The organism is Simkania negevensis Z (assembly GCF_000237205.1).
Lineage (GTDB): Bacteria > Chlamydiota > Chlamydiia > Chlamydiales > Simkaniaceae > Simkania > Simkania negevensis.
This window is the reverse complement of record NC_015713.1, coordinates 394083-415513: the sequence shown is the minus strand read 5'-3', so window position 1 is coordinate 415513 and position 21431 is coordinate 394083. Positions and strand designations below refer to the sequence as shown.

18 protein-coding genes are annotated in these 21431 nt (G+C 42.2%); 10 read left to right on the top strand and 8 right to left on the bottom strand.

Features of this window, described 5'->3' with window-relative positions; translation table 11 throughout:
- The first annotated feature begins 564 nt into the window (after nucleotides 1-564).
- Complete coding sequence (gene mfd / locus SNE_RS02580) at nucleotides 565-3798, top strand: transcription-repair coupling factor (RefSeq protein ID WP_013942757.1); 3234 nt, start codon at nucleotides 565-567, stop codon at nucleotides 3796-3798.
- Here the strand turns inward: mfd and SNE_RS02575 are convergent.
- From SNE_RS02575 to SNE_RS02555, 5 genes are all read right to left on the bottom strand, one after another.
- Entirely contained in the window at nucleotides 3781-4605 is an 825-nt protein-coding gene (locus SNE_RS02575; RefSeq protein ID WP_013942756.1) for a hypothetical protein, read from the bottom strand. The genes mfd and SNE_RS02575 overlap by 18 nt on opposite strands.
- On the bottom strand, nucleotides 4595-5554 hold the full coding sequence (locus SNE_RS02570) for a hypothetical protein (protein ID WP_013942755.1): 960 nt from the start codon (nucleotides 5552-5554) through the stop codon (nucleotides 4595-4597). Before SNE_RS02570 ends, SNE_RS02575 begins: the two co-directional genes overlap by 11 nt.
- A gap of 323 nt (nucleotides 5555-5877) precedes the next feature.
- Nucleotides 5878-7263, bottom strand: coding sequence for a sodium-dependent transporter (locus tag SNE_RS02565; RefSeq protein WP_013942754.1), 1386 nt, complete (start codon nucleotides 7261-7263; stop codon nucleotides 5878-5880).
- On the bottom strand, nucleotides 7260-8654 hold the full coding sequence (locus SNE_RS02560; protein WP_013942753.1) for a sodium-dependent transporter: 1395 nt from the start codon (nucleotides 8652-8654) through the stop codon (nucleotides 7260-7262). Before SNE_RS02560 ends, SNE_RS02565 begins: the two co-directional genes overlap by 4 nt.
- A gap of 199 nt (nucleotides 8655-8853) precedes the next feature.
- The gene (locus SNE_RS02555) at nucleotides 8854-9657 is read right to left on the bottom strand and encodes an AMP nucleosidase (protein WP_013942752.1); all 804 of its coding nucleotides are present in this window, start codon (nucleotides 9655-9657) and stop codon (nucleotides 8854-8856) included.
- A 154-nt stretch (nucleotides 9658-9811) separates the two neighbouring features.
- Here SNE_RS02555 and SNE_RS02550 point away from each other — a divergent pair, with 154 nt between their 5' ends.
- The 7 genes from SNE_RS02550 to SNE_RS02520 all read left to right on the top strand — a co-directional run bounded on the left by SNE_RS02550 (nucleotide 9812) and on the right by SNE_RS02520 (nucleotide 15234).
- Nucleotides 9812-10633, top strand: coding sequence for a hypothetical protein (locus SNE_RS02550; RefSeq protein ID WP_013942751.1), 822 nt, complete (start codon nucleotides 9812-9814; stop codon nucleotides 10631-10633).
- Between the two features lie 81 nt (nucleotides 10634-10714).
- Nucleotides 10715-11200: a hypothetical protein gene (locus tag SNE_RS02545; RefSeq protein WP_013942750.1), complete on the top strand. Its 486-nt coding sequence runs from the start codon at nucleotides 10715-10717 to the stop codon at nucleotides 11198-11200.
- Between the two features lie 64 nt (nucleotides 11201-11264).
- On the top strand, nucleotides 11265-11831 hold the full coding sequence (efp, locus tag SNE_RS02540; RefSeq protein ID WP_013942749.1) for an elongation factor P: 567 nt from the start codon (nucleotides 11265-11267) through the stop codon (nucleotides 11829-11831).
- Nucleotides 11815-12750, top strand: coding sequence for an EF-P lysine aminoacylase EpmA (gene epmA, locus SNE_RS02535; protein ID WP_013942748.1), 936 nt, complete (start codon nucleotides 11815-11817; stop codon nucleotides 12748-12750). Before efp ends, epmA begins: the two co-directional genes overlap by 17 nt.
- Nucleotides 12751-12989: 239 nt before the next feature.
- Complete coding sequence (locus SNE_RS02530; RefSeq protein ID WP_013942746.1) at nucleotides 12990-13832, top strand: fumarate hydratase; 843 nt, start codon at nucleotides 12990-12992, stop codon at nucleotides 13830-13832.
- Nucleotides 13829-14386, top strand: a complete 558-nt coding sequence (locus SNE_RS02525; protein ID WP_013942745.1) for a Fe-S-containing hydro-lyase — start codon at nucleotides 13829-13831, stop codon at nucleotides 14384-14386. Before SNE_RS02530 ends, SNE_RS02525 begins: the two co-directional genes overlap by 4 nt.
- Nucleotides 14387-14631: 245 nt before the next feature.
- Nucleotides 14632-15234 carry a hypothetical protein gene (locus tag SNE_RS02520; RefSeq protein WP_013942743.1) on the top strand — a complete coding sequence of 201 codons (603 nt, stop codon included), beginning with the start codon at nucleotides 14632-14634 and terminating at the stop codon, nucleotides 15232-15234.
- 30 nt (nucleotides 15235-15264) lie between these two features.
- Here the strand turns inward: SNE_RS02520 and SNE_RS02515 are convergent, their stop codons facing one another.
- Genes SNE_RS02515 through SNE_RS02505 form a run of 3 tightly spaced genes read right to left on the bottom strand, consistent with a single transcriptional unit; the run spans nucleotide 15265 to nucleotide 18824 of the window.
- The gene (locus SNE_RS02515) at nucleotides 15265-16905 is read right to left on the bottom strand and encodes an NAD+ synthase (RefSeq protein WP_013942742.1); all 1641 of its coding nucleotides are present in this window, start codon (nucleotides 16903-16905) and stop codon (nucleotides 15265-15267) included.
- A complete protein-coding gene (nqrF, locus tag SNE_RS02510) occupies nucleotides 16902-18179 on the bottom strand; it encodes an NADH:ubiquinone reductase (Na(+)-transporting) subunit F (protein WP_013942741.1) in 1278 nt (425 codons plus the stop codon). Before nqrF ends, SNE_RS02515 begins: the two co-directional genes overlap by 4 nt.
- Nucleotides 18180-18824, bottom strand: a complete 645-nt coding sequence (locus SNE_RS02505; protein WP_013942740.1) for a hypothetical protein — start codon at nucleotides 18822-18824, stop codon at nucleotides 18180-18182. It lies immediately after the preceding gene.
- A 93-nt stretch (nucleotides 18825-18917) separates the two neighbouring features.
- Here SNE_RS02505 and SNE_RS02500 point away from each other — a divergent pair, with 93 nt between their 5' ends.
- Nucleotides 18918-20270: a sodium-dependent transporter gene (locus SNE_RS02500; RefSeq protein ID WP_013942739.1), complete on the top strand. Its 1353-nt coding sequence runs from the start codon at nucleotides 18918-18920 to the stop codon at nucleotides 20268-20270.
- Nucleotides 20271-21199: 929 nt separating this feature from the next.
- Nucleotides 21200-21418 (top strand): hypothetical protein, encoded by a 219-nt coding sequence (locus tag SNE_RS02495; RefSeq protein ID WP_013942737.1) that lies wholly within the window; start codon nucleotides 21200-21202, stop codon nucleotides 21416-21418.
- Nucleotides 21419-21431: the final 13 nt, after the last annotated feature.

The following is a 21431-nucleotide window of genomic DNA, read 5'->3' as shown; positions in this document are numbered from 1 at the left end:
ATTAAAAAAGTTATTGGTAATAGACAGCAGCGCCCATTAGATAGCTCGTCAGATACTCCTCCCTAAAAAGTCCTAAAGAATGATTTTAATGGCTGAGATGCCCAAGTCTGATTAGAAATTGAGATTTTAACAAGGAAGTTCCTAGATTTTAGCTCATGAACCGAGCTGCAGTGTCCCTTGACACGGAGCGAGGTGAATGGGGGAAAAGATAGGAATGACTGACGCAGTTAAAAGCCAATTTCTAACCCGACTTGGGCATAAAAAAGTGCAGTTCAAGCTGGAGGGAAAACCTCACCCAAAGTGCAGGCGAGGAAAAAAGAAACTTGAACTGCACAAACATGCAAATAAGTTGCTAAGAATTAAAGACTTTGTTTTGAGAATAGATGGAGGGTCGAGTTAAAGTATTTTCTTTAACATTACGTCTAGCATGCTCTATTTTCAGCAATAGAGATATTGCCTCCTTTCCCCACAAACAGCCTATATCTTATGCTATTTGATAGAGATCATAACAAAATAAAAAAATAAAGGAAAGGTAAATTTCTCTTTGTGCTACACTTTTCCTCTATGTTGACTCTGATTGAAAAACATTCTTTCATCCACACTGTTAAAACTCATTTTAAAAATGAGCCATCCCTTCTTTTTGAAGGCCTTTGGGATGCTCCAAAAGCAATTCTCATTTTATGTGCTGCGCTTGCACAAAACCGAAACGTATTAATTCTCACAGGGGGTGATCGTGAAACGCGCCTTCTCGACGATCTCAATTACTTTTCTTCATTTCCCGTTTATGCTTTTCCTTCATGGGAAACATTACCAGGTGAAGAAATCACACCTAGTCCCGACATCATTGGAAAGCGGTTTGAAATTTTAGATGCTCTTTCTTCGAAAAAAAAACCTGCGATTGTTTTAGCTCCCCTTCAAGCGATTTTGCAAAAAGTTTGCTGTCCAAAAAATTTGCAAAGCCTTCTTCTCAAGTGGAAAAAAGGAGACACACTTCCGTTTGAAGACTTACCCGAAATGCTCACCCGTTTAGGCTATAGACGCGAAAGCATTGCTGCAGACAAAGGAGAGTTTGCCATCCGTGGTGGCATCCTCGATATCTTTTCAGTTTCAGCCTACGACCCTTGCCGTATCGATTTTTTTGGAGATGAAATCGAAGAAATCCGCACCTATGATCCCGTTAGCCAAAAATCGATCGCAAAACGGGAAGAAGCGATTATCGTCCCCGCTAATGAACTCAAGTTGATTCAAGATGAACCCACCCCTTGCACTCTGTTCGATTATTTAGGTGACAATACCACCTTTGTTTTAGATGACTTGCTTGCAATTGAAGACCGTTGGGTTTCGATTAAAGATCTGCCAGGAGCAAAAACTCCCCTCATTCTTTCCTTAGAAGAACTTTTCAAACGCTCTGAAAAATGTCAAAAAATCTACTTCACCAAGGACCCACTTGAAAAATTATCTGAAGGTTCAGGAAGAAATCAATCTGTGACATTTGACCTCTTTGACATCAAACATACATCCAAACGGATTCACCATCCTTTCCTCACAGTTAAAACAGCTTATTGGGATGATGTTGAAGAAGAGCAGAGACTCGAAGCTGTCTTACGTCATAGCAAAACACTCCACTTTTTAACCGACTCTGAAGCAGAAAAACGGGCTCTTCAAGAAAAAATCAAAGAACTTTCTCTTCCTGTTTCTCCGACGTTTCACAATGGTTACCTCTCTAGTGGCTTTGTGTTGGGAGATCTCACGATTCTCCCCTATACAGAACTGACAAAGCGGTACAAAGTTCACCGCGAAAAATGGCGTAGCTCCTATCACACTCCTGCATCTGAATTTCATCAGCTTGATAAAGGAGATCTCGTCGTCCATTTTCACAACGGAATAGGCAAATTCCTTGGAATCGAAAAGCAAAAAAACCATCTCGGTCATGAAGAAGAATTCATGATCCTTGAGTACGCTGAAGGAAGCAAACTATACGTTCCTCTGTCTCAATCTCATTTGATTAGCCGCTACATCGGTACAAGCGAACAAGCTCCCAAGTTGCACACTCTTGGCACAAAAAAATGGCTCAATGCCAAAGTCCAAGCTCAAAAAGCAATTGTAGGCTATGCCCGCGACCTGCTCAACATACAAGCCAGCCGAGAAGCCAAAGGGGGCTTCATTTATCCGCCCGACTCGGAAGAGATGTTTCTCTTTGAAGACGAGTTCCCTTTTACCGAAACCGACGATCAAATCCGAGCCATTCAAGAAATCAAGCAAGATATGGCCTCTCCCAAAGCTATGGACCGCCTCATTTGTGGAGATGTCGGCTATGGGAAAACAGAAGTTGCCATGCGTGCTGCTTTCAAGGCTGTGATCGACGGAGGCAAACAAGTTGCCGTCCTCGTTCCCACAACTGTCCTTGCAATGCAGCACTACGAAAACTTTTGCAAGCGGATGGAAAGCTTTCCAGTTCGAATCGGCGTTGCTTCCCGCTTCGTGAAACCAAAAGAGATGAAAAAGACATTAGAAGGTGTCGCTCAAGGATCTGTTGACATTCTGATTGGAACCCACCGGATCATCAGTCAAGATGTGGGATTTAAAAATCTCGGGCTGATCATCATCGATGAAGAGCAACGGTTTGGCGTGCGCGCAAAAGAGCACCTGAAAAAAGCAAAAATTGGTGTTGACTGCCTTACTTTATCAGCCACTCCCATCCCCCGCACTCTCTACTTTTCTCTTGTTGGCGCCCGCGACATGTCTGTGATCAACACACCCCCCCACGACCGCCTCCCCATCAAAACGATCCTCGCCGAAAAAGAAAATGAACTCATGAAAAACGCTCTCTTACGAGAGCTAGCGCGTGATGGTCAAGCCTATGTCATCCACAATCGGGTTGAATCGATTTACCGCATTGCTGACGACATGCAAAAGCTTCTCCCCTCTGCCCGCTTAGCCGTCGTCCATGGTCAAATGGCAGCCGATGAAATTGACGCCATCTTCCACAAGTTCAAGCAAGGGGAAGTGGACATCCTCATTGCGACTACCATTGTCGAAAACGGGATCGACATTCCGAACGCAAACACCATCTTGATTGACCGCGCCGACATGTATGGTATGGCCGACCTGTACCAATTGCGCGGCCGTGTTGGGCGCTGGAACCGCCCTGCCTATGCCTACTTTCTCGTTCCCAAATCTCGGGAACTGCACGAGATCTCACGTAAACGTCTTCAAGCTCTCATTGAAACCTCGGGCTTTGGTGGCGGGATGAAACTTGCTATGCGCGATTTAGAAATCCGCGGTGCAGGCGATCTCCTTGGAGTGCAACAATCGGGCAACGTCTCGACCATCGGGTTCCACTTCTACTGCAAACTTCTTAAACGGGCCGTTGACACCTTAAAAAAGCATGTCTCGCCCACGTTTTACGACACCCGCATGGAATTTCAGTATGCTGCAAACCTACCGAGTACCTACATTCCAGAAACCAACCTGCGCATGGAAATTTACCACCGCCTTGGAGAAACAGCGTCGCAAGATGATGTCGAAGAACTCTTTAAGGAATTAGAAGATCGTTTTGGGAAACTGCCTGAGCCAACGATTTGGCTCAAGCATTTAAGCCGAATCCGCGTCTTTGCCTCGCAGCATCAGTTTACTTTGCTCAAATTTGATACCACAAGCTTGACTGTGCAAAGACAAGTCGGAAAAGAAACAATCGATCGGAAGACGTTTCTCCCTCCGTTCGATACGCCTCAGCAGCTCGAGGAAAAGGTATTGCAAATGCTCACCTTCGGCTTCGAATTAGGAAATAATCCCTAGCTCTTTAGCAACTTGATATAACTTCTGTACTTCAGATAGATGAGAGTTTTGTTGTCCCCATTCTATGATCTCTTGAAGAGCAGTTGTTTCTGGGTCCCTGCAGTACTGGACGTAAGCTCGAAAAAATCTTTCTGTAAGATCGACTGGAGCTGGCGTAAGATCAAAATGTAACTTTCCTTGAACTCCATACTTATGCAAACAACTTTCCACAGCCCCCTCAAAATCCAGCCGATATTGCTCTTTAGCTCGGACTTTTGATTCGTAAGAAAGCTCACTCTTTTCCAAGCTTTTCAAATCATTTCGCCACATCACCTTGTGCAATCCATAAATCATCCGCGCCATTAAATGCTCTGTACCATTCAGCGATGAGTGAGGAGCTAAACGGACTGTAATATTAGGATTCTTTGGATGACTAGATAGAACTGTCCAATCAGCTTCTGTTGTGAGTTTCCTAGGAAGAATGAGATCTTTTAGCAGAACTTGTTTTGAAACAGTTTCTCCTTCGTAATGAAGTCCAAACTTTTCAAGGTCTGCTGTTTTTACATGCCCATCTTGAACGTCGACATCAACAGCCACCGTGAAATGATAATGCTCTCCATGAGCATGCGCATATTCATCAAAGGGATTCCCCTCTGAAAAAAGAATCTTCACTGCATCATTAAGAAGTGGAGGAAAACCTAAAATTTGACGTGGGATCTGCGGCTTAGCTTCCCTGACTTCACCAAATAAACTTTCGCCTCGCATAAGAAAGTCAGGAACTTCAGCTGGGAATGGATCTCCTTTAACTGTACGCGTATTAAAAGACATGGGTTGATTCCTTCTGTGTAATTGTTTTGTATAGGGATAAATACCAATCCCAATTTTTTTGAAGATTTCCTTCAAGACGACTTGTTAATTCATTTAGCTTCTTCTCTCGGCGCTCTTTTTCACTTAGAGGCCCATAGAGTGACAAAATATGGAGATCAATGATTTGCGCAAGCTCACTTCTTTCACTTTTATTAATAAAATAAGGCCACTTGGATGGGACCTGGGTCCTCACATAATTTGCCGAAATCTCAACATGTCCCTTCAATTCTTGATGCAAATAGTGGAGCTCAAAGTGACGATGGGTGAACTGATAAATATTTACATGAGGCGAGATCTTTTCCAGTCTTTCTCTGACAGCTTTTGTGGTCTCAAACTCTAACCGCTCAATTTTCTCCACTTGGTCTACTTTAGGGAGAAGCGAAATTGCTTGAAGTTCCCGATTAAAAGAAGCATTTGTCAATTCAAAGAGCACTAATGGAAACGCACATCGAAGCTTCAAAGCTGAGATTCTAATCGTTTTGGAAGTTGGGTACCATTTTGCAACGTAATTGCGATCATGAGTCACCTCTATGTGTTGCTGGGCTAACTCATCAACGGAAACTGCTTCTCCTTCAGCAATCTTTACTATCGAAAACCGAGTAGCATCGATTCCTAACTTGTGCAAATCTTTTGTTAAAACAAAAGACTGACGCCACCAAAGAGCTCCAATAGAATAGGTTTCAACGGGAAGTAAAAGTTTTAATTTTACAGAGCCTACGGCGCATTCAACTTTTGAGAGAAGATCTGAAGCAAACCGCTCAACACAGACAACCGATCCAAGCATCTCTTTTGGACAAGTTTCAATTTGAGAAGGCAAACTGTCCTTTCTCCTTGCTTCAAGTGGTAAACTTTGGTCTCGAAGATCGAGCAGCAGACCGCTTGGGCTTTTCGCGACAATTGCTGAACTCATTATAATGCCTCAAAATTCATAAGAGAATTATAGCTTTAACGAGAAAAAAATCACAATTTAAAGATAATCTTGAAAAAAAGTTTTTTACAAAAAATTTAGATATTTATTACCACAGAGTTCACAGAGAGAAATTATAACTTCAATCCATGAAGACCATCTCTTAACAATCGAACATTATACTCAAACTACTTCAAAAGTTGGATTTTCGGCTGCGCCAAAGCGCCGTAATTTGCCGATCTTAAGTGGCCTCATATTCCTAGGTTAAAATAAATAATAACACATCAATACTACAGACTCCTGCGATTTTTTGTGGGGTAAAAAAGCTATCTCGAGAGACCGAAAATATAATCAAAGTCAACCAGTCCACTTTTTTGCAAGATGATCAAGAAAATTGTGATGGGAATGATCCATTTGATGAAAAAGCGCCAGAGGAGAAAATAAAAATGCCATTTTTTCCCAAAGGGAAACTCATTTTTAGGAATGTCCCGCTTCAGCACCCACCCAATGTAGATTGCCGTGAGTAATCCAGCAATAGGAATGATCCAAACAGAGACCAGATTATCAATCGTATCGAGAAAGTTAATTCCATAAATGCTTTGCCAATCGCGGAAAATTTCATGCGAGTTCGAAAGCGCGCTCGGAATACCAAAAGTAAAGGTAGACGCAGCTACGATAAGCACAGCTTTTTTTCGCGACCAGCCTAAAAGCTCCATCAAGTTCGTTGCCACAACTTCGATAAAGGGAATGGCTGAGGTAAGCGCCGTAAAGACAAAGAGGGTAAAGAAAATGGTCGAAACAACTAAGGCTCCCGGAAGTTGAGCAAAGAGGTACGGCAAAGTTTTGAAAATCAAACCTGTTCCTTGCTCCGGTTGGAAGCCAAAAGTAAAGATGACCGGAAAAATCGTTAAGGCTGCCAAAATGGCAACAATAATCACTGAAAATCCGATGACACACGCCATTTGCGGAATGTTTTCTTGCTTACGCATATAACTGCCGTAACTAATCATGATCCCTTGCCCTAAACTAAGGGTAAAGAAGGCTAATCCCAAGGCTTCTAAAACACTCGAAAATTTGAAGCGAGCCAGGTCAGGGTAAAAGATAAAATGGGCAGCTTTTCCAAAACCTTCCAGGGTCATGCTATAGAGAAAAAGGCAAAACAAGATGGCAAACAGTGCGCGAGTCATGATTTTTGACCAAAACTCAATCCCTTTGCGAACCCCACTTAAGACGATTCCCATCGTAATCACCGTAAAGAGAAAATGCCAAAAAACAGTGATGCTACCCGATTCAGAAAGCTTTTGAAAAACAGAGGCCATATCTGTTGAAGAGAGGTTGTGATAAAATCCACTGAGCGACATGAGAATGTAGCTCATGCCCCATCCAGCGATCACACTGTAATACGACATGATGAGAAAAGAGGAAATCACTCCAAGCCAACCAGCTACTTTCCAGCGTGGTTTTTCTTCCGTTAAAGTCGCAAAGGCACCGACAGCTGCTCGCTGACTTTTCCGCCCAAGTAAAAGCTCACCAATCAGAACAGGAATTCCAATCGCGATAATACAAATAAAATAAGTGAAGAGAAAAAGTCCTCCCCCATTATTTCCTACGGTGTAGGGAAATTTCCAAAGAACCCCTAAACCAATTGCCGATCCGACAGCTGCTAAAATAAATCCAAGACGTGATCCCCAATGTTCTCTAGTATGACTCATCTATTCCCCACAATGTAATGTAAGAGCGAATCAAAATTATAAAGCCCGCTCTTTTGGATAATAATAATTAAGATGGTGAGAGGAACTACGTACCTCATAAAAAAACGCCATGGATACCATAAAAAACGAAGACGCGTTCCCAATAAAAACTCTTCTTTTGCAATCTCTCTGTCCATAAACCAACCGACAAAGATAGCTGTCATTAATCCCCCAATTGGAATGACCCAAATCGAAACCAAATTATCAACGGTTTTTAAAAAGTCCATCCCATAAATCCCTTCCCAATCAGGAAAGATGGTGTGTGCATTCGCATAGGCACTTGGGATTCCAAAAACAAAACAGGCAATTCCGACAAGAATGACTGCTCTTTTACGGGTCATTTTGTAAAGCTCCATCAAATTCGATGCGACTACCTCAATAAGTGGAATCGCAGATGTCAATGCAGTGAACACAAAGAGGGTAAAAAACATGGTCGAAAGAACCAGCGATCCAGGAAGCTTAGCAAAAAGGAAAGGGAGCGTCTTAAACACGAGCCCATAACCCGACTGAGGCTCAAGGCCAAAAGTAAACACGACGGGAAAAATCATCAGAGCTGACAGAATAGCAACAACTATCACTGAAAAGGCAATAACTCCTGAAAGCTGAACAATACTTTCACTACGCCGCATGTAGCTGCCGTAGCTGATCATGATCCCTTGCCCAATGCTCAATGTCCAAAAAGCCAACCCCAAAGCCTCGATCAAACTCGAAAGTTTGAAATCACTTAACACTGGATGAAAGATAAACTGCGCCGCTTTCGGAAATCCTTTTAGGGTAAGAGCATAGAGAAAAAGGAGAACAAGTAATACAAGAAGAACTTTGGTCATGATTTTGGCCCAACGCTCGATCCCTTTGCGAACTCCTGACATCACGATCCCAACGGTGATCAAAGTAAAGAAAAAGTGCCAAAAAAGAGAAATCTCTCCGGAAGTCGAAAGAGAAGTGAACACTTTTGCCACTTCATCGCCCGAGAGATTCTGGTAAAAACCGGTCAGCGACATGAGAATGTAGCTCATCCCCCAACCAGCAATGACGCTGTAGAATGACATAATTAAAAAAGACGCTAAAACGCCAAACCACCCTGCAACTTTCCAGCCAGAGGCTTTGCGGTCAAGTGTTTGAAAAGCTCCAACAGCAGCTCTTTGAGTACGCCGTCCTAAGATGAGTTCGGCTATAAGAATAGGAACACCTACAATGATGAGACAGATAAAATACGATAGAAGAAAAAGTCCTCCACCGTTCTCACCAACAGTGTAAGGGAACTTCCACAATATCCCGAGACCGATCGCCGATCCGATCGCCGCCATCAGGAATCCGATGCGAGAGCTCCAATGTTCTCTAATGTGATTCATTTTGACCTCTAATTGATTAAAAAAGTTTCAGATACAAATGTGCTTGTCAAGTGTATAGGGGGGATCCCCCCGTACGTACGCCGGTAGCGAAAGCGAAAATTGTTGAGGTCAGAAATGCTTTCTGCATTGAATGTAACCGTTTAGGTTCAACTATTAAAATGACTTTACATACTAAATGATGAAGGATAATGAAGTCAAGTTACATATCGATATTACGGTGGTAGGCACCTTTGATTTTTTTCGATTGCATGACTCGAGACTGTTTTATAATTGCGACTCCTTTTTCAATGTGATCAGGCATAAAATTTTCAAAAACAAACTCCGAGCTTTTTTTTGTTTTGATCTGATCTCGATTCAAAGGAAGGTCTGAAACAAGAAGGAGAGCTCCTAAAGTAAACTTCCGCTTATAGCTTGCCATGAACAAGGTGGCACACTCCAGCTCGATCGCTTGAGCGCGAGAGGCTTTAAGCTCTTCAATAAATTTTTCATTATACTCCCAAAAACGAAGATTGGTTGTATAGGTGATCCCGATGTGATAGTTAGACTTCTCCGCCTCCAAAACATCTGTTACCGCTTTCAACATGAGAAAATTGGCAAGGGCGGGGACTTCTGAGGGAAAATAGAAATCGGATGTCCCTTCTGCTCGAATACTCGCTACAGGAACGAGGTAATCTCCAATTTGATAACGGCGTCGCAATCCGCCACACATTCCAAGGAGTATCGCTGATTTAATATTGAGAAATGAGCATAAATCGATCACAAGCGCTGCCGCTGGAGAACCAATTTTAAAGTCGAGAATAGAAATCTCTTCTTCAGGAGAATGAGCGACTTTGAACATGGACCCTTCGTGAACCGCCACTCCTCTTTCTTTTGCAAAGTGATCGACATAGCGAGGAAAGTTGGTTAAAATCAGGTTTGATTGGTAATCACTCGCGGGCGAGCCTGAATACCTTTCGAGCGTCTCTTTAGCAAATTGCTCTTCGTGCAGTTCTTCGGCTACCATTCTCTCACATTTTCAAAGACCGTCTTCTTTCCTCATACAACGACCTCGCCATATCTTCAAACTTCTTTTTTTTTCTTAGACTGAATTTTTATCTTTACAAACTTTTCACAAATTCTCTAAGCTATCTTATAAAACTTAGCAGCAGGGTTGGAAAATGAGTCATTTAAGCATCCCAAATTCTACACGCACAAGTGGCGTTGAGAGCAAACCACTTTATAATCCTTCTTCGGAGGGAAAAGGGACTTTAGGTCTTCGAAATATCATTGAATTGGATAACTGGCAGTCTTATATCTTTTTTGGAGCCATGCTTATCCTGACGCTTCAAGCATCAAAAAGGTTTTTCAAAGGAGAATTCGCAGGTGGTCTGACCCATTCAGGACTTCTTGCAACAACTGTGATGGGAAAAATCTACACAGATGATTCTCTTGCAAAATTTTCTTTGGGAAGAATTGCTAAAAGCATGGAAACCCATGTCAACCATCTTGAACATGAAGTTGATACGTTTTCAAGACAATTAGAAGAAAATCATCAACATATTGCTCGACTTGGTTTTGAGAATGAAACCTTCTTTCAAAATAATGTAGACCACAGAGCACAAGTCCTAGAGATGCGACGTGTTTTAGGTGAATATTCCGATGAATTACAAAGGGTGATTCGAGAGCAAACAGAATCCTTAGAAAAGCTTAAAGAAGAAATCGAAGAAGGGAACGAAGAAAAACGAGAGCTCAAAGAAGATATTGAAGAGCAAAAACGATTGTTAACTGATCTTCGAAGAAAAGCAGAAGAAACCCAACAAAATTTGCATCTTGCCAGCGAACGTCTTCTCCATTTGATAACATTTACTTCTGAAAATGCACATGATCCACAAGCTCTAAGAAAGTATGCGGAAAGCATGAGATCCCCTTCGGGATTGGGTTGTGGTAGTCCGATCTTCAGTAGTTCTACATATAATCCCTTAGTAGATACCAAGGTGTAAATTTAGATCGATATCAGAAGGAGGAAGAGTTGAGAGAGAGGCAAAAAGAACCATGATTAATTATAATGATAGGAGTTCTCTATGTCTCAAACCACCCCAACAACTAGTTCTTCTTCTTTGAAGAACTTAATAACTTCAACGTCTAATCTTCCCTTGTTCAAAGCAGTGGGGAATTTAATGACACACACTGCTGCTGCATTTGAATATGCAACATATGAAAGCCCACAGGCGCGCTTCACAGCTGTCATGATTGCCACTATGACAACATCATTAGGAATCTGGGGAATCCAATTTACTTTAGGACGCATCCCATTCCATTTTGTACGTAAAACTTTAATTCCCGTTGCAGAATGGAGTCTCAAAGCTGGTCTTGCTTGGGTGATCTTTAAAGCACTTGACAATGCTGTCAATGAGGTAAACGGACACAGTCCCTTAAATCCTCACTCACGTCATCCTTACGATCCCGAAAAACATCGTCGTAGCAGTGAGCCTTTGCGCTCAAGCTCCCCCTCTTCACCTGTCCACACTAGAAAAGATCCTTTTAAATCGACAAAAACTTACGAGTAGGAATTGAAATTTAAGCCTCATTCTATCACAATGGCTCTAGTGAAATCATGAAAAAGGAACGTTAATGGCTCAAGTGAGTACCAATGAATTCAAATCTGGAATGAAGGTCGAGGTTGACGGAGATCCCTACACTATCGTCAATGTCGAATTTGTCAAGCCAGGAAAAGGGCAAGCATTTACCCGAACCAAGCTCAAGCATCTCACCTCGGGAAGAGTGGTAGAGCGAACCTTTAGATCAGGTGAAAAGCTTGATCTCGCCGACGTTGAAGAGACGAAAATGCGTATGCTCTATCGAGAAGGAACAGATGTTGTCTTCATGCATGACGAAACATTCGACCAATTGCATGTTCCGCTTTCGGCTATTGGAAGTACTGAGGCTTACCTCATGGAGGAAACACTTTACGACCTAGTCCTTTACAAAGGGACTGTCGTTGATGTCGCTCCTCCTACCTTCATGGAGATGAAAATCACAGAAACCTCCCCTGGGGTTAAAGGTGACACTGCTTCGGGGCGCGTTTTGAAGCCTGCGATCACAGAAACTGGGGCAAAAATTCAGGTTCCCATTTTCATCGATGAAGGTGAAGTTGTCAAAGTCGACACACGCACTGGGGAGTATGTCTCCCGCGTCTAACTCTCTATTGCAAGAGCGCGCAGACATGTTTCGAGCTGTGCGCAACTTTTTTTACGAGCGAGGGGTTCTTGAAGTTGATTGTCCCCTCCTCTCTCACTACGCTCCTATTGATGCCTACATTGATCTCTTCTCCGTTGATCTAGGAGAAGAGAAGCAAGGTTACCTCCATTCTTCGCCTGAATATGGTATGAAGCGACTTCTAGCGCGTAAGGCTCGGCCTATTTACCAACTGTCTCATGTCTACCGCAAGGGTGAAGCGGGGAAAAAGCACAATCCTGAATTCACTTTAGTCGAATGGTACCGACCAGGGGTTACATTCGAAGCTTTTTTGGTTGAAGTTGTCGATTTGATTGCCCTCTTTCTCGGGCCCCTTTCTTATGAACTCATCACTTACCGTGCTGCATTTGAAAACTATTTGAATATCGATTCTCTGAATGCCACAGAAAACGAGTTGAAGAAAAAGATGCAAGATCTAGGCATTGACGCAACAACTGAAGACCGTGAAGAGCTACTCAACCTTCTTTGGGGATGTGGAATTGAACCCCATTTTGGTAATGACAAACTCATGGTTGTGACCGACTTTCCCAAGTCTCAAGCGATGCTTGCGCAAACACACATCGTCAAAGGAGAAGAAGTGGCAAGACGCTTTGAAGTCTCTTTTGGGCAAATGGAACTGGGAAATGGGTATCATGAACTCTGCGATCCGATAGAGCAAAAACGGCGACTTAGAGAGGCAAACCAAAAACGCCTTGCATTAGGAAAAGAAGAGCTCCCCATCGATCCTTTTTTCTTAAAAGCACTTGAGTCCGGACTCCCAGATAGTTATGGCATTGCCATCGGATTTGATCGTTTGATGATGCTGCGGTATCAAGTAGATGACATTGCAGCTGTTCTTCCTTTTTTCTGGGATGAAAGTTAAGAGGTATCGTCCATTACAAGGCGCTAGTACTCTGTCTCAAAAATTCTTCACCACTACTCATCCATCTTTTGACGCCCTTTGCTTCTTTAAAATTTCGCCTTGTCTCATGGACAATGTGGTCGATTTTGGGAGAGAAAAATTCAGCGAAAATCTGGATCAAATTAGCTATGGAATTTTTTGTTATAGAGCACTAGGTTTTATTTGACGACACTCTCTAATTGCGCTATATAACAAAAAGTATGAGAACTATTCATACCGACAAAATCATTGAGACTGTAAGAGACCTTTGTATTGAAGGCTGCTGCAATCTTCGCTGTGATACTGTAAAAGCATTAAAACAAGCTCAAAAAACAGAACCTTCTCCTGTTGGAAGAGAGGTTTTGGCTCAGCTCGTTGAAAACAGTGAAATTGCACGGTGCGAAAAGCTTCCCTTTTGCCAAGACACCGGATATGCCGTCCTTTTTGTGGAACTAGGACAAGAGGTGCGCATTGAAGGTGACGGCCTTACTGACGCATTGAATGAAGGGGTTCGAAGAGGGTATAAAGAAGGGTATTTGAGAATGTCTATTGTCAATGACCCTCTGACGCGCAAAAACACGGGCGACAACACGCCAGCTACGATCAATTACACTCTTGTTCCTGGAGAAACATTTAAAATCTCTCTTTTAGTGAAGGGGGGTGGCTGTGACATGAGGAGCGCATTAAAGATCTTCGAACCGGCTGCAGGTCTTGAAGGAGTGATGAACTTCATTGTCGAGACTGTTGAGAAAGCCGGCGCCAATGCAAGTCCTCCCATGACGCTCGGAATTGGAATGGGTGGCCCTTTTGCGCAAGCAGCTCTTCTCGCTCAACGGGCTCTACTTTGGCCGCTAGATGTTCCCAATCCAGATCCGAAACTACGAGAAATTGAAGCTGAGCTGATAAAACGAATCAACAATCTTGGGATCGGGCCTGCGGGGTTTGGGGGGCGTACGACTTGTTTGGGTGCTCATATCGAGCTTGGTCCGGCGCACATTGCTCATCTTCCTGTAGCAATAAACATTGACTGTCACTCTCATCGTGGCGCTGAGGCAACGTTATGACGAAGCCGATTTCAATACAGACACCTCTTTCCGATGAAGTCATTCACTCGCTTAAAACAGGCGATCACGTTTTGATTTCAGGAACCATTTATACAGGACGCGATGCTGCTCATCTCCGCTTTGCCGAGGCGATTCAAAAAGGCAAGCCTCTTCCTTTCGAAGTGCAAGGTCAAACGATTTACTATGTGGGACCAACGCCCAAAAAGCCAGGCTATCCCATTGGTTCTGCAGGGCCAACCACAGCTACAAGAATGGATACTCATACTCCCCTTTTACTCGAGAGAGGCCTCAAAGGGATGATCGGAAAGGGACGTCGCTCAGAGGAAGTCAAAAATGCCATCCAAACCTATCAAGCGGTATACTTTGGTGCGATTGAAGGAGCAGCAGCTCTTCTCTGTAAATGTATCGAAGAAGCTGTGGTGGTGGCTTATGAAGACTTGGGAACTGAGGCGGTCTTTCGTATGAAAATTAAAAATTTTCCTGCTATCGTTGTCAACGACATTTTTGGGGGAGACCTTTATGAAGAAGGCGAAAGCAAATATAAGATAACCTAAGTTCTGGGTTTATTTTGGTTATTCTCAGGAGAGAGATCTCTTAAATTCTCGGTATTTTTGCTTAAGGGAAGGTCCTTTTTCGAGGCAAAGGGGGTAGGGAAAAGAAAAAAAACCTTGAAAATGAGCAAAAAAAACCAGAGCCCGGGCAAGATAATCTCTGAATAAAAATTTCTTAATCATTCGCTTTTATTTCAATTCATGCTAGACTTTTTGCATAAGTTTTTTTGATGAGTTGAGGTTAAAACATGTCACTAGATACAGATGCAACAAGATCGCCCCCAAGCCAAAGATTTGCACAATTTGTTGGCGAAGTGACCGGCGTAGTTGGGAGCATTATTGGCTCTCTTGAAACTTACACCGTTGGAAAAATCGAAGAAGCGGCTACGGATAACCCAACTCTTCAATCACTTGTGACCAAGGTTAAAGAAAATAGCGATAAGATTTCTCAAGCTTTTTTCATCGTTGGTTGCATTTATAATTTCTACACAAGCCCTTTTCTATTCTTAACAGGTGTGGGCCTTGGAGCTTTGGCCTCTGCCGCTCCTTTTCCTGTGAATCTAGAGTCTCTTCAAAAAGGAGAACTCCTAGGACGCACAAGTGAAGACGGCTATGCTGCTTCAAGAGTGATGTTTTCACTTGCAGCTCTCAATTATTACTTGGGAAGAACTCTTCTTGACGACATGTCGATTTCGATTTTCTCAGGTCTTTTGGCAGGAAATTCCTTTTACCACATATTTAAAGAGTCTCAAGCAGGGAAAGGAATCGCTTTTGTTGGAAATCAACTCGCAAGTTTAACAGAGCTGGCTCTTCAAAAGCTCCCCTTTTACAACTTAGGCGTTCAGATCTAATATCCTGAAATCTAGGCTCATACTATTGGCTCACAGCCAATTCTGGACAATTGGATACCGACGTCCAACTCCAAATGACTTTTTAGATACACGTAAGATTGGAGGTCCCTGACGTCTCTTGTATTCTGCAGCATGAATCCGTTGCACGAGATCTAAGACTAGCTCTTGCCCGATTCCATACTTTTCTGAAATCTCATCTATCGAAAGATAATTTTCTACATATCCCTCTAAGACATTATCTATCACGCCATACTCTGGAAGAGAATCTAAGTCAATTTGATCGGGGCGGAGTTCTGCAGAAGGAGCTCGCTTGATAATCGATTCGAGAATGACCTCTTTGCCTTCAACTTTGTTGATGTAACGACAGAGATCATATACTTTCGTTTTTGTCACATCGGCAATCACCCCAAGCCCACCGCACATATCGCCATAAAGGGTCGCATAACCAAGGGCGACTTCACTTTTATTTCCGGTACTTAAAACGATATATCCATGTTTATTCGACATCGCCATAAGAATGATTCCCCGGATGCGTGCTTGAAGATTTTCTTCTGTGATATCTGATTCTTTTCCTTCGAAATAGGGTTGGAGTAAGTTTAAAAACTCGTTAAAGGGTCCTTCGATCGGGATTTCTTTAAATTGAATGCCAAGTCTCTCTGCAAGGTCTTTGGCATCATCTCGGCTTCCTTCACGGGTGTATCGTGAGGGCATGCTGATTCCAAGAACGTTTTCTTTCCCAAGAGCTTTTTTCGCGATATACGCTACAAGTGCTGAATCAATTCCTCCAGAAAGTCCTAAGCAGGCTTTTGAAAATCCAAACTTGGCAAAATAGTCTTTGACTCCCAAAGAGAGAGCCTCTACCAAATTTCCCATCGTGTCGTATTTGAACGGGCAGGGGCAAATGTTTGCTTCTAAATCGACAAGCATTTTGTCTTCTTGAAATCCTTTTCCAAGATGACAGAGCTTTCCTTCTTCGTTGACATGAACGCTGTATCCATCAAAGATAATTTGTCCATTTGCGCCAACTTGACAGCATAAAATCACAGGACAGCCTAAAGTCTTTGCTGCTTTTGCGCACACATCGACACGGATATCGGGTTTTTGAAATTGGTAAGGGGATGCTGACAAGTTCAGTAAAACATCAGGCTTCAACGGCTTCAAGGCTAAAACAGGATCCCGTTCATAACGGGTGTAATCGACATAGCCAGCATGTTGCCAAATGTCTTCACAGATAATCACTCCAACCCGCTTTCCGCCGATTTCCCAGACTCGAGTACTATGACCGGGTTCAAAGTAGCGCCGTTCATCAAAAACATCGTAGGTGGGAAGAAGCCATTTATCTTGAAACCCAAGAATATGACCATTGCTAATGATGGCTGCGCTGTTGTGTAAATGTTTTTCTCCTTCAAGTACAGCACGCCTTGCAACTCCGACTAAAACAGTAATGCCTTTCGAAGCTTTGGCAATTCTCTCGAGATGAAGCTCCATAGAGTCGATAAAAGAACGGTGATATACTAAGTCTTCTGGAGGGTACCCACAAATAGATAATTCTGGGCATAGGACTATCTCAGCACCCACTTTGCGACCATGATCCATGGCGTCCAAAATCTTCTGAGTGTTTTTATCCAAGTCCCCCACAGTGGGATTTAACTGAGCAACAAGAATTTTCATGAGCCAAAATCATCCAATATAATGTTTTCCATCGGAACGCCATATTCGTCGAGTAGGTGAATCACACTTTGATTGTGCAGAGGTGGGCCACAAACGTAATAAAGGCAATTTTCCGGTTCTTCCATTTCTTTTAATTGACCTTCCTCAAAAGCTTTAAATAAGTAATTCGTTTTTTTGGGGTCATCTTTCGGCCAACCTTGTGCTAGGTCGTCTTTAGCCGGTTCAGAAAGAACAAGCTTATAATAGAAGTTTTCGAATTCTTTTTCAAGTTTCTCGTACTCTTCTTGGTAGATGTTTTCCTTTAACGAACGGGCTCCATACCAGAGAGTGACTTTCCTTTTTGTTTGTTTATCTTTAAAAAGATCAAGGATATGACTCCGCCCAAAAGAAGAGCCTGCCCCTCCAATTAAAAAGACAAGTTCCCGTCCATTATCGATCATATGTGACTCACCAAAAGGGCCTGAGAGTTTCACAGTGTCCCCTGCTTTCAGTTGAAAAATATAAGCCGAACAGATCCCCCAAGGAATATCTTTTGCAACCTCTCCTTTGACAAAGGGTGGGGTTGCGATTCTGATGTTAAACTTGAGACGATTTTTTTCTGCTGGATAAGAGGCCATCGAGTAGGCTCGAATCACTTCTTCATCTGTCGCATGAAACTGAATGGGCACTCCAAAAAGATGAAACCTCTCCCAATCTTCAAAGTACATCTTATCGATCGTCTCTTTCCATGCATCTGTATTAGTGTCATAACTTGGAACATGAAATTGAAGATAATCGCCAGGAATGTAGTGAATTTCTTCACTTGAGGGAATTTCTAACACAAGCTCTTTAATGAAAGTTGCAACGTTTTCATTCGAAATCACTTTTGCAGTAAATTCACGCAGTGTGAGCAAACTTTCTGGAACTTTAAGTTCCAAGTCATTTTTCACTTTGCATTGGCAAGAAAGACGCCACCCCTCTTTGAGTTGTTTTGGCGAAAATGATGACCGGTCGGTTTCCAAAATATCGCCGCCTCCTTCGAGAACTTGCACTTTGCATTGCTTACACGTTGCTTTCCCTCCGCAAGGGGAAGGAAGGGCAATCCCCTGCTCCGCTAGTGTGACAAGTAATGTGCGCCCTCCCTCAACAAATTTGGAAAGATCTTCATTATGATTGATTCCAATTTTGCAGGGTTTTGTTGAGATGAGGCGCTTTTTCGCGTAGAGAATCATGCCTGAAAGGAGGATTCCAATTAAAATGAAAGAAACAATTGCAAAAACAGTGAGTTCGATCATTTACACCTTATAGATGAGGGCATTAAGCTGTTTGCGCAAGTCTGTAATTTTCATTTCTGATGATTCAATTTCTTTGGCATGGTTCTCATGAAGACTTTTGATCTGTGTTTTGAGAGTTTCGATTTCACTTTGAAATTGATTCACTTCGACCAATTGTTTTTTTCGTAAGTTTGCAATTTCTTTTTTCAATTCAAACACACTCACATCTGTGTTGGAAAGAGCTGTTGCATGCCCTTTTTCAATCGATTGCACCCGTTTTGAATGGCTCGTTTGAATTTCGATGAGCTCTTGTTCATACTTTTTTTCGAGTTTACTCACTGACTCTTGATAATCGGCTTCTACGATGGCAAGCTTTTGCTTAAACTCTTTGATTCGCCCTTCAGCTCGGTGAATTTCTTGCATGTGAATCCCTTTCATTTCCCTCAGCCCTTTTTCATAGTCGACAGCCATCTGAGTCAGCTCTTCTTCATGCTTTTTCTTTTTCTTCCGCATGAGAATGAGAAAAAACACCAGTAAGAGTAAAACTCCTAAAAGAAAAGTTACTAGATCCAACCAATTGAGATTGGCATCGATCCACGTCACTGTTTCCCTTACCCAATCGGGAAGGGTAGGCTCTGGATTTTGGGGGGGAGGGATTTTCTGCATCGTACTTTACCTCCCCTCCTTCTTAACAGATCAATTGAATAAGAAAAAGTTTCTTGATGACAGCTGCTATCAAATCTTTTAGAATTTATTGGCATGAAATCTAAACGTGAACATTGGACTTCAAGTTTTGGCTTTATCATGGCCGCTGCAGGATCAGCCATTGGGCTGGGAAGTTTGTGGCGTTTTCCCTACATTTCCGGTGATAATGGAGGGGGAGCCTTCGTCTTGCTCTATATCTTGTTCACTCTTTTCATTGGTGTTCCACTTTTTATTGCCGAACTTGTGATCGGACGTAAAACGCAACACACTCCTATTTTAGCTTACAGTAATCTCTCTAAAAAATCTCAAAATTGGAAAGCCATTGGATGGCTTAACCTTTTAACTTGCTTAATCGTTCTCTCTTTCTACTGCGTGGTATCAGGTTGGTGCCTCAACTACACCTTCATGTCTCTGAATCAATTCACATTAGGGAAAACGTCTACTGAAATTCGCTCAATCTTTGAAACGGTCTACATTTCGTCGGACATTAACCTCTTGTGGCTCTTTATTTTCATTTTGCTCAATCTTTTCATCGTGCAAAGAGGGATTCGAAGGGGGATCGAGTATTGGAGCCGGATTTTAACTCCCTCTCTTTTCTTCATTTTAATCGGCCTCTTCATTTACGGATTTACCTTGCCAGGGTTTGCCGAAGCTGCTCAGTTTATTTTAACTCCCAACTTTTCAGAACTCACACCGATCGCAGTTCTGAGAGCCCTCGGCATGTCTTTTTTTACTTTAAGTGTCGGACTTGGGATTGTTCTCACATATGGAAGTTACCTGCGCCCCTCAGCAAGTCTACCCAAAGTCGGATTGATTGTTGCAATGCTTGCAGCCATCGTCTCGCTGATGGCCGCCCTAACCATCTTTCCCATTGTCTTTACTTTTAACTTCCCCCCAGAAGGAGGCCCCGGTCTTGTCTTTCAAACCATGCCGATCCTCTTTGCAAAGCTTCCTGGCAATCTCGTGATTTCAACTGCTTTCTTCCTCTTGCTCGTTTTCACTGCTCTCACCTCTTCCATTTCTCTTTTTGAAGTTGTGGTCTCGAGCATTATAGAGCTGTTTTCATTTTCACGTCAGAAAGCAATGATCATTGCTGCATGCTGCACTTTCATTTTAGGAATTCCTTCTGCGTTATCAGGCTCAAAAATTCTTTTCCCCAATTGGGCGACCATTTACGGGAAAGATTTTTTCAGTACTTTAAATGATGTCACCACAACTTGGATGATCCCCATTGGAGGGCTTTTGACGGCTCTTTTCGTAGGGTATTTCACAGAAAAAGATGCTGTTTTTGCAGAATTTGAGAGAGGAACAAAGCTTCGCAGAATCTACTCTGTTTGGCGTTTTGCCGTGAGATATCTCTGTCCCATCGCCGTTATACTCATCATTCTAGATCAAGTGATTTCCTAAAAACACTATAAAAAAAATTTCAGCCCTGCTATTTCCATAAAAATATGAAAAAATGGCTAAGTCATTTCATTTTATGCGGAATGCTTTCTTCTGTGAGTGCCAATGAGATCGCTCTCATAGACGGTCACCCCCCTCACTTCTCATAGACTCAGAAAACTCAAGACCCTATTCTGACCGAAAGAGTCAAAGGACTTGTCATACTTGGCAAAGACTCGAAACTCCATGAAACATTGCAACTGCAAAATAATGATATAACCAAACTGACTTAAATTAGTTATAGGTAACATTTTCTGAAAATTTTACCAATTTCCGCTCCAGAACAACTAAAACAAGTCACTTTAGCTATAAAAGCGCGACATATATTTTCTTAAAAATCGCGCATAAAACATTGGTCTGTGTCTGAAGATCGATTTTCATAATAACCTGAACTCTGGGTTTATTTTGCTTAGTTTCAGGAGAGAAAATTCTCTTAAATTCTCGGTATTTTTGCCGATGGAACGGTCCAAACGGTCCTTTTCGAGGCAAAAAGGCTGAGAAGAAAGAGAAAAATCCCTGAGAATGAGTGAAAGAAACCCAGAGTTCAGGTTAATAATAAAAAGTAATGCTAGAAGACCAACTCTCTTTATAGAGAGTTGAAGTTTATTCCCATGAAAACGTAAGTTAGGGCTTAAGGTTCAAGCTTAAGCATTTGGAGAAGTAATAAAAGGGATTTTAGTGCAAATCCTCAATGAAAAAAAGCATCTCTTTCCTCTTTAAAAATCCAGCTATTATTTCAAATAGAACCGTGATAAACACTTTTTTATCGAAAGCGTCTTTTCTTTCTACTACTTTAACATTTTTGATTTACACCTGCCAGATTGATTAATTTGACAGTAACTAAAGACCTCTTTAGAATATTCGGTATTCCATTTAAGAGGAGATTTTATATTATGGCAAATCTGCTTCGAGTTTCCAATGAAGATAAGTGCATTCTTTTTGGAGAGACAGCGCCTAAAGAGTTGACAAATCAAGACCTGATGGAGGTTAAGATTCAGCAAATTCTAAAACAAAAGCCTCTATTGAGTGCTCAAGAGATTGTATTAGAAGCAACTCGATATACTGTTCATGGTGATCCTTTTGCTCCTGATAGCCTAAAGATTAAAAAGTAACAAGTCATTAAAA

Bases quoted from the DNA above. Each gene is read 5' to 3' on its own strand.
- mfd (WP_013942757.1), top strand. From the start codon at position 565: ATGTTGACTCTGATTGAAAAACATTCTTTCATCCACACTGTTAAAACT.
- SNE_RS02575 (WP_013942756.1), bottom strand. From the start codon at position 4,605: ATGTCTTTTAATACGCGTACAGTTAAAGGAGATCCATTCCCAGCTGAA.
- SNE_RS02570 (WP_013942755.1), bottom strand. From the start codon at position 5,554: ATGAGTTCAGCAATTGTCGCGAAAAGCCCAAGCGGTCTGCTGCTCGAT.
- SNE_RS02565 (WP_013942754.1), bottom strand. From the start codon at position 7,263: ATGAGTCATACTAGAGAACATTGGGGATCACGTCTTGGATTTATTTTA.
- SNE_RS02560 (WP_013942753.1), bottom strand. From the start codon at position 8,654: ATGAATCACATTAGAGAACATTGGAGCTCTCGCATCGGATTCCTGATG.
- SNE_RS02555 (WP_013942752.1), bottom strand. From the start codon at position 9,657: ATGGTAGCCGAAGAACTGCACGAAGAGCAATTTGCTAAAGAGACGCTC.
- SNE_RS02550 (WP_013942751.1), top strand. From the start codon at position 9,812: ATGAGTCATTTAAGCATCCCAAATTCTACACGCACAAGTGGCGTTGAG.
- SNE_RS02545 (WP_013942750.1), top strand. From the start codon at position 10,715: ATGTCTCAAACCACCCCAACAACTAGTTCTTCTTCTTTGAAGAACTTA.
- efp (WP_013942749.1), top strand. From the start codon at position 11,265: ATGGCTCAAGTGAGTACCAATGAATTCAAATCTGGAATGAAGGTCGAG.
- epmA (WP_013942748.1), top strand. From the start codon at position 11,815: ATGTCTCCCGCGTCTAACTCTCTATTGCAAGAGCGCGCAGACATGTTT.
- SNE_RS02530 (WP_013942746.1), top strand. From the start codon at position 12,990: ATGAGAACTATTCATACCGACAAAATCATTGAGACTGTAAGAGACCTT.
- SNE_RS02525 (WP_013942745.1), top strand. From the start codon at position 13,829: ATGACGAAGCCGATTTCAATACAGACACCTCTTTCCGATGAAGTCATT.
- SNE_RS02520 (WP_013942743.1), top strand. From the start codon at position 14,632: ATGTCACTAGATACAGATGCAACAAGATCGCCCCCAAGCCAAAGATTT.
- SNE_RS02515 (WP_013942742.1), bottom strand. From the start codon at position 16,905: ATGAAAATTCTTGTTGCTCAGTTAAATCCCACTGTGGGGGACTTGGAT.
- nqrF (WP_013942741.1), bottom strand. From the start codon at position 18,179: ATGATCGAACTCACTGTTTTTGCAATTGTTTCTTTCATTTTAATTGGA.
- SNE_RS02505 (WP_013942740.1), bottom strand. From the start codon at position 18,824: ATGCAGAAAATCCCTCCCCCCCAAAATCCAGAGCCTACCCTTCCCGAT.
- SNE_RS02500 (WP_013942739.1), top strand. From the start codon at position 18,918: ATGAAATCTAAACGTGAACATTGGACTTCAAGTTTTGGCTTTATCATG.
- SNE_RS02495 (WP_013942737.1), top strand. From the start codon at position 21,200: ATGGCAAATCTGCTTCGAGTTTCCAATGAAGATAAGTGCATTCTTTTT.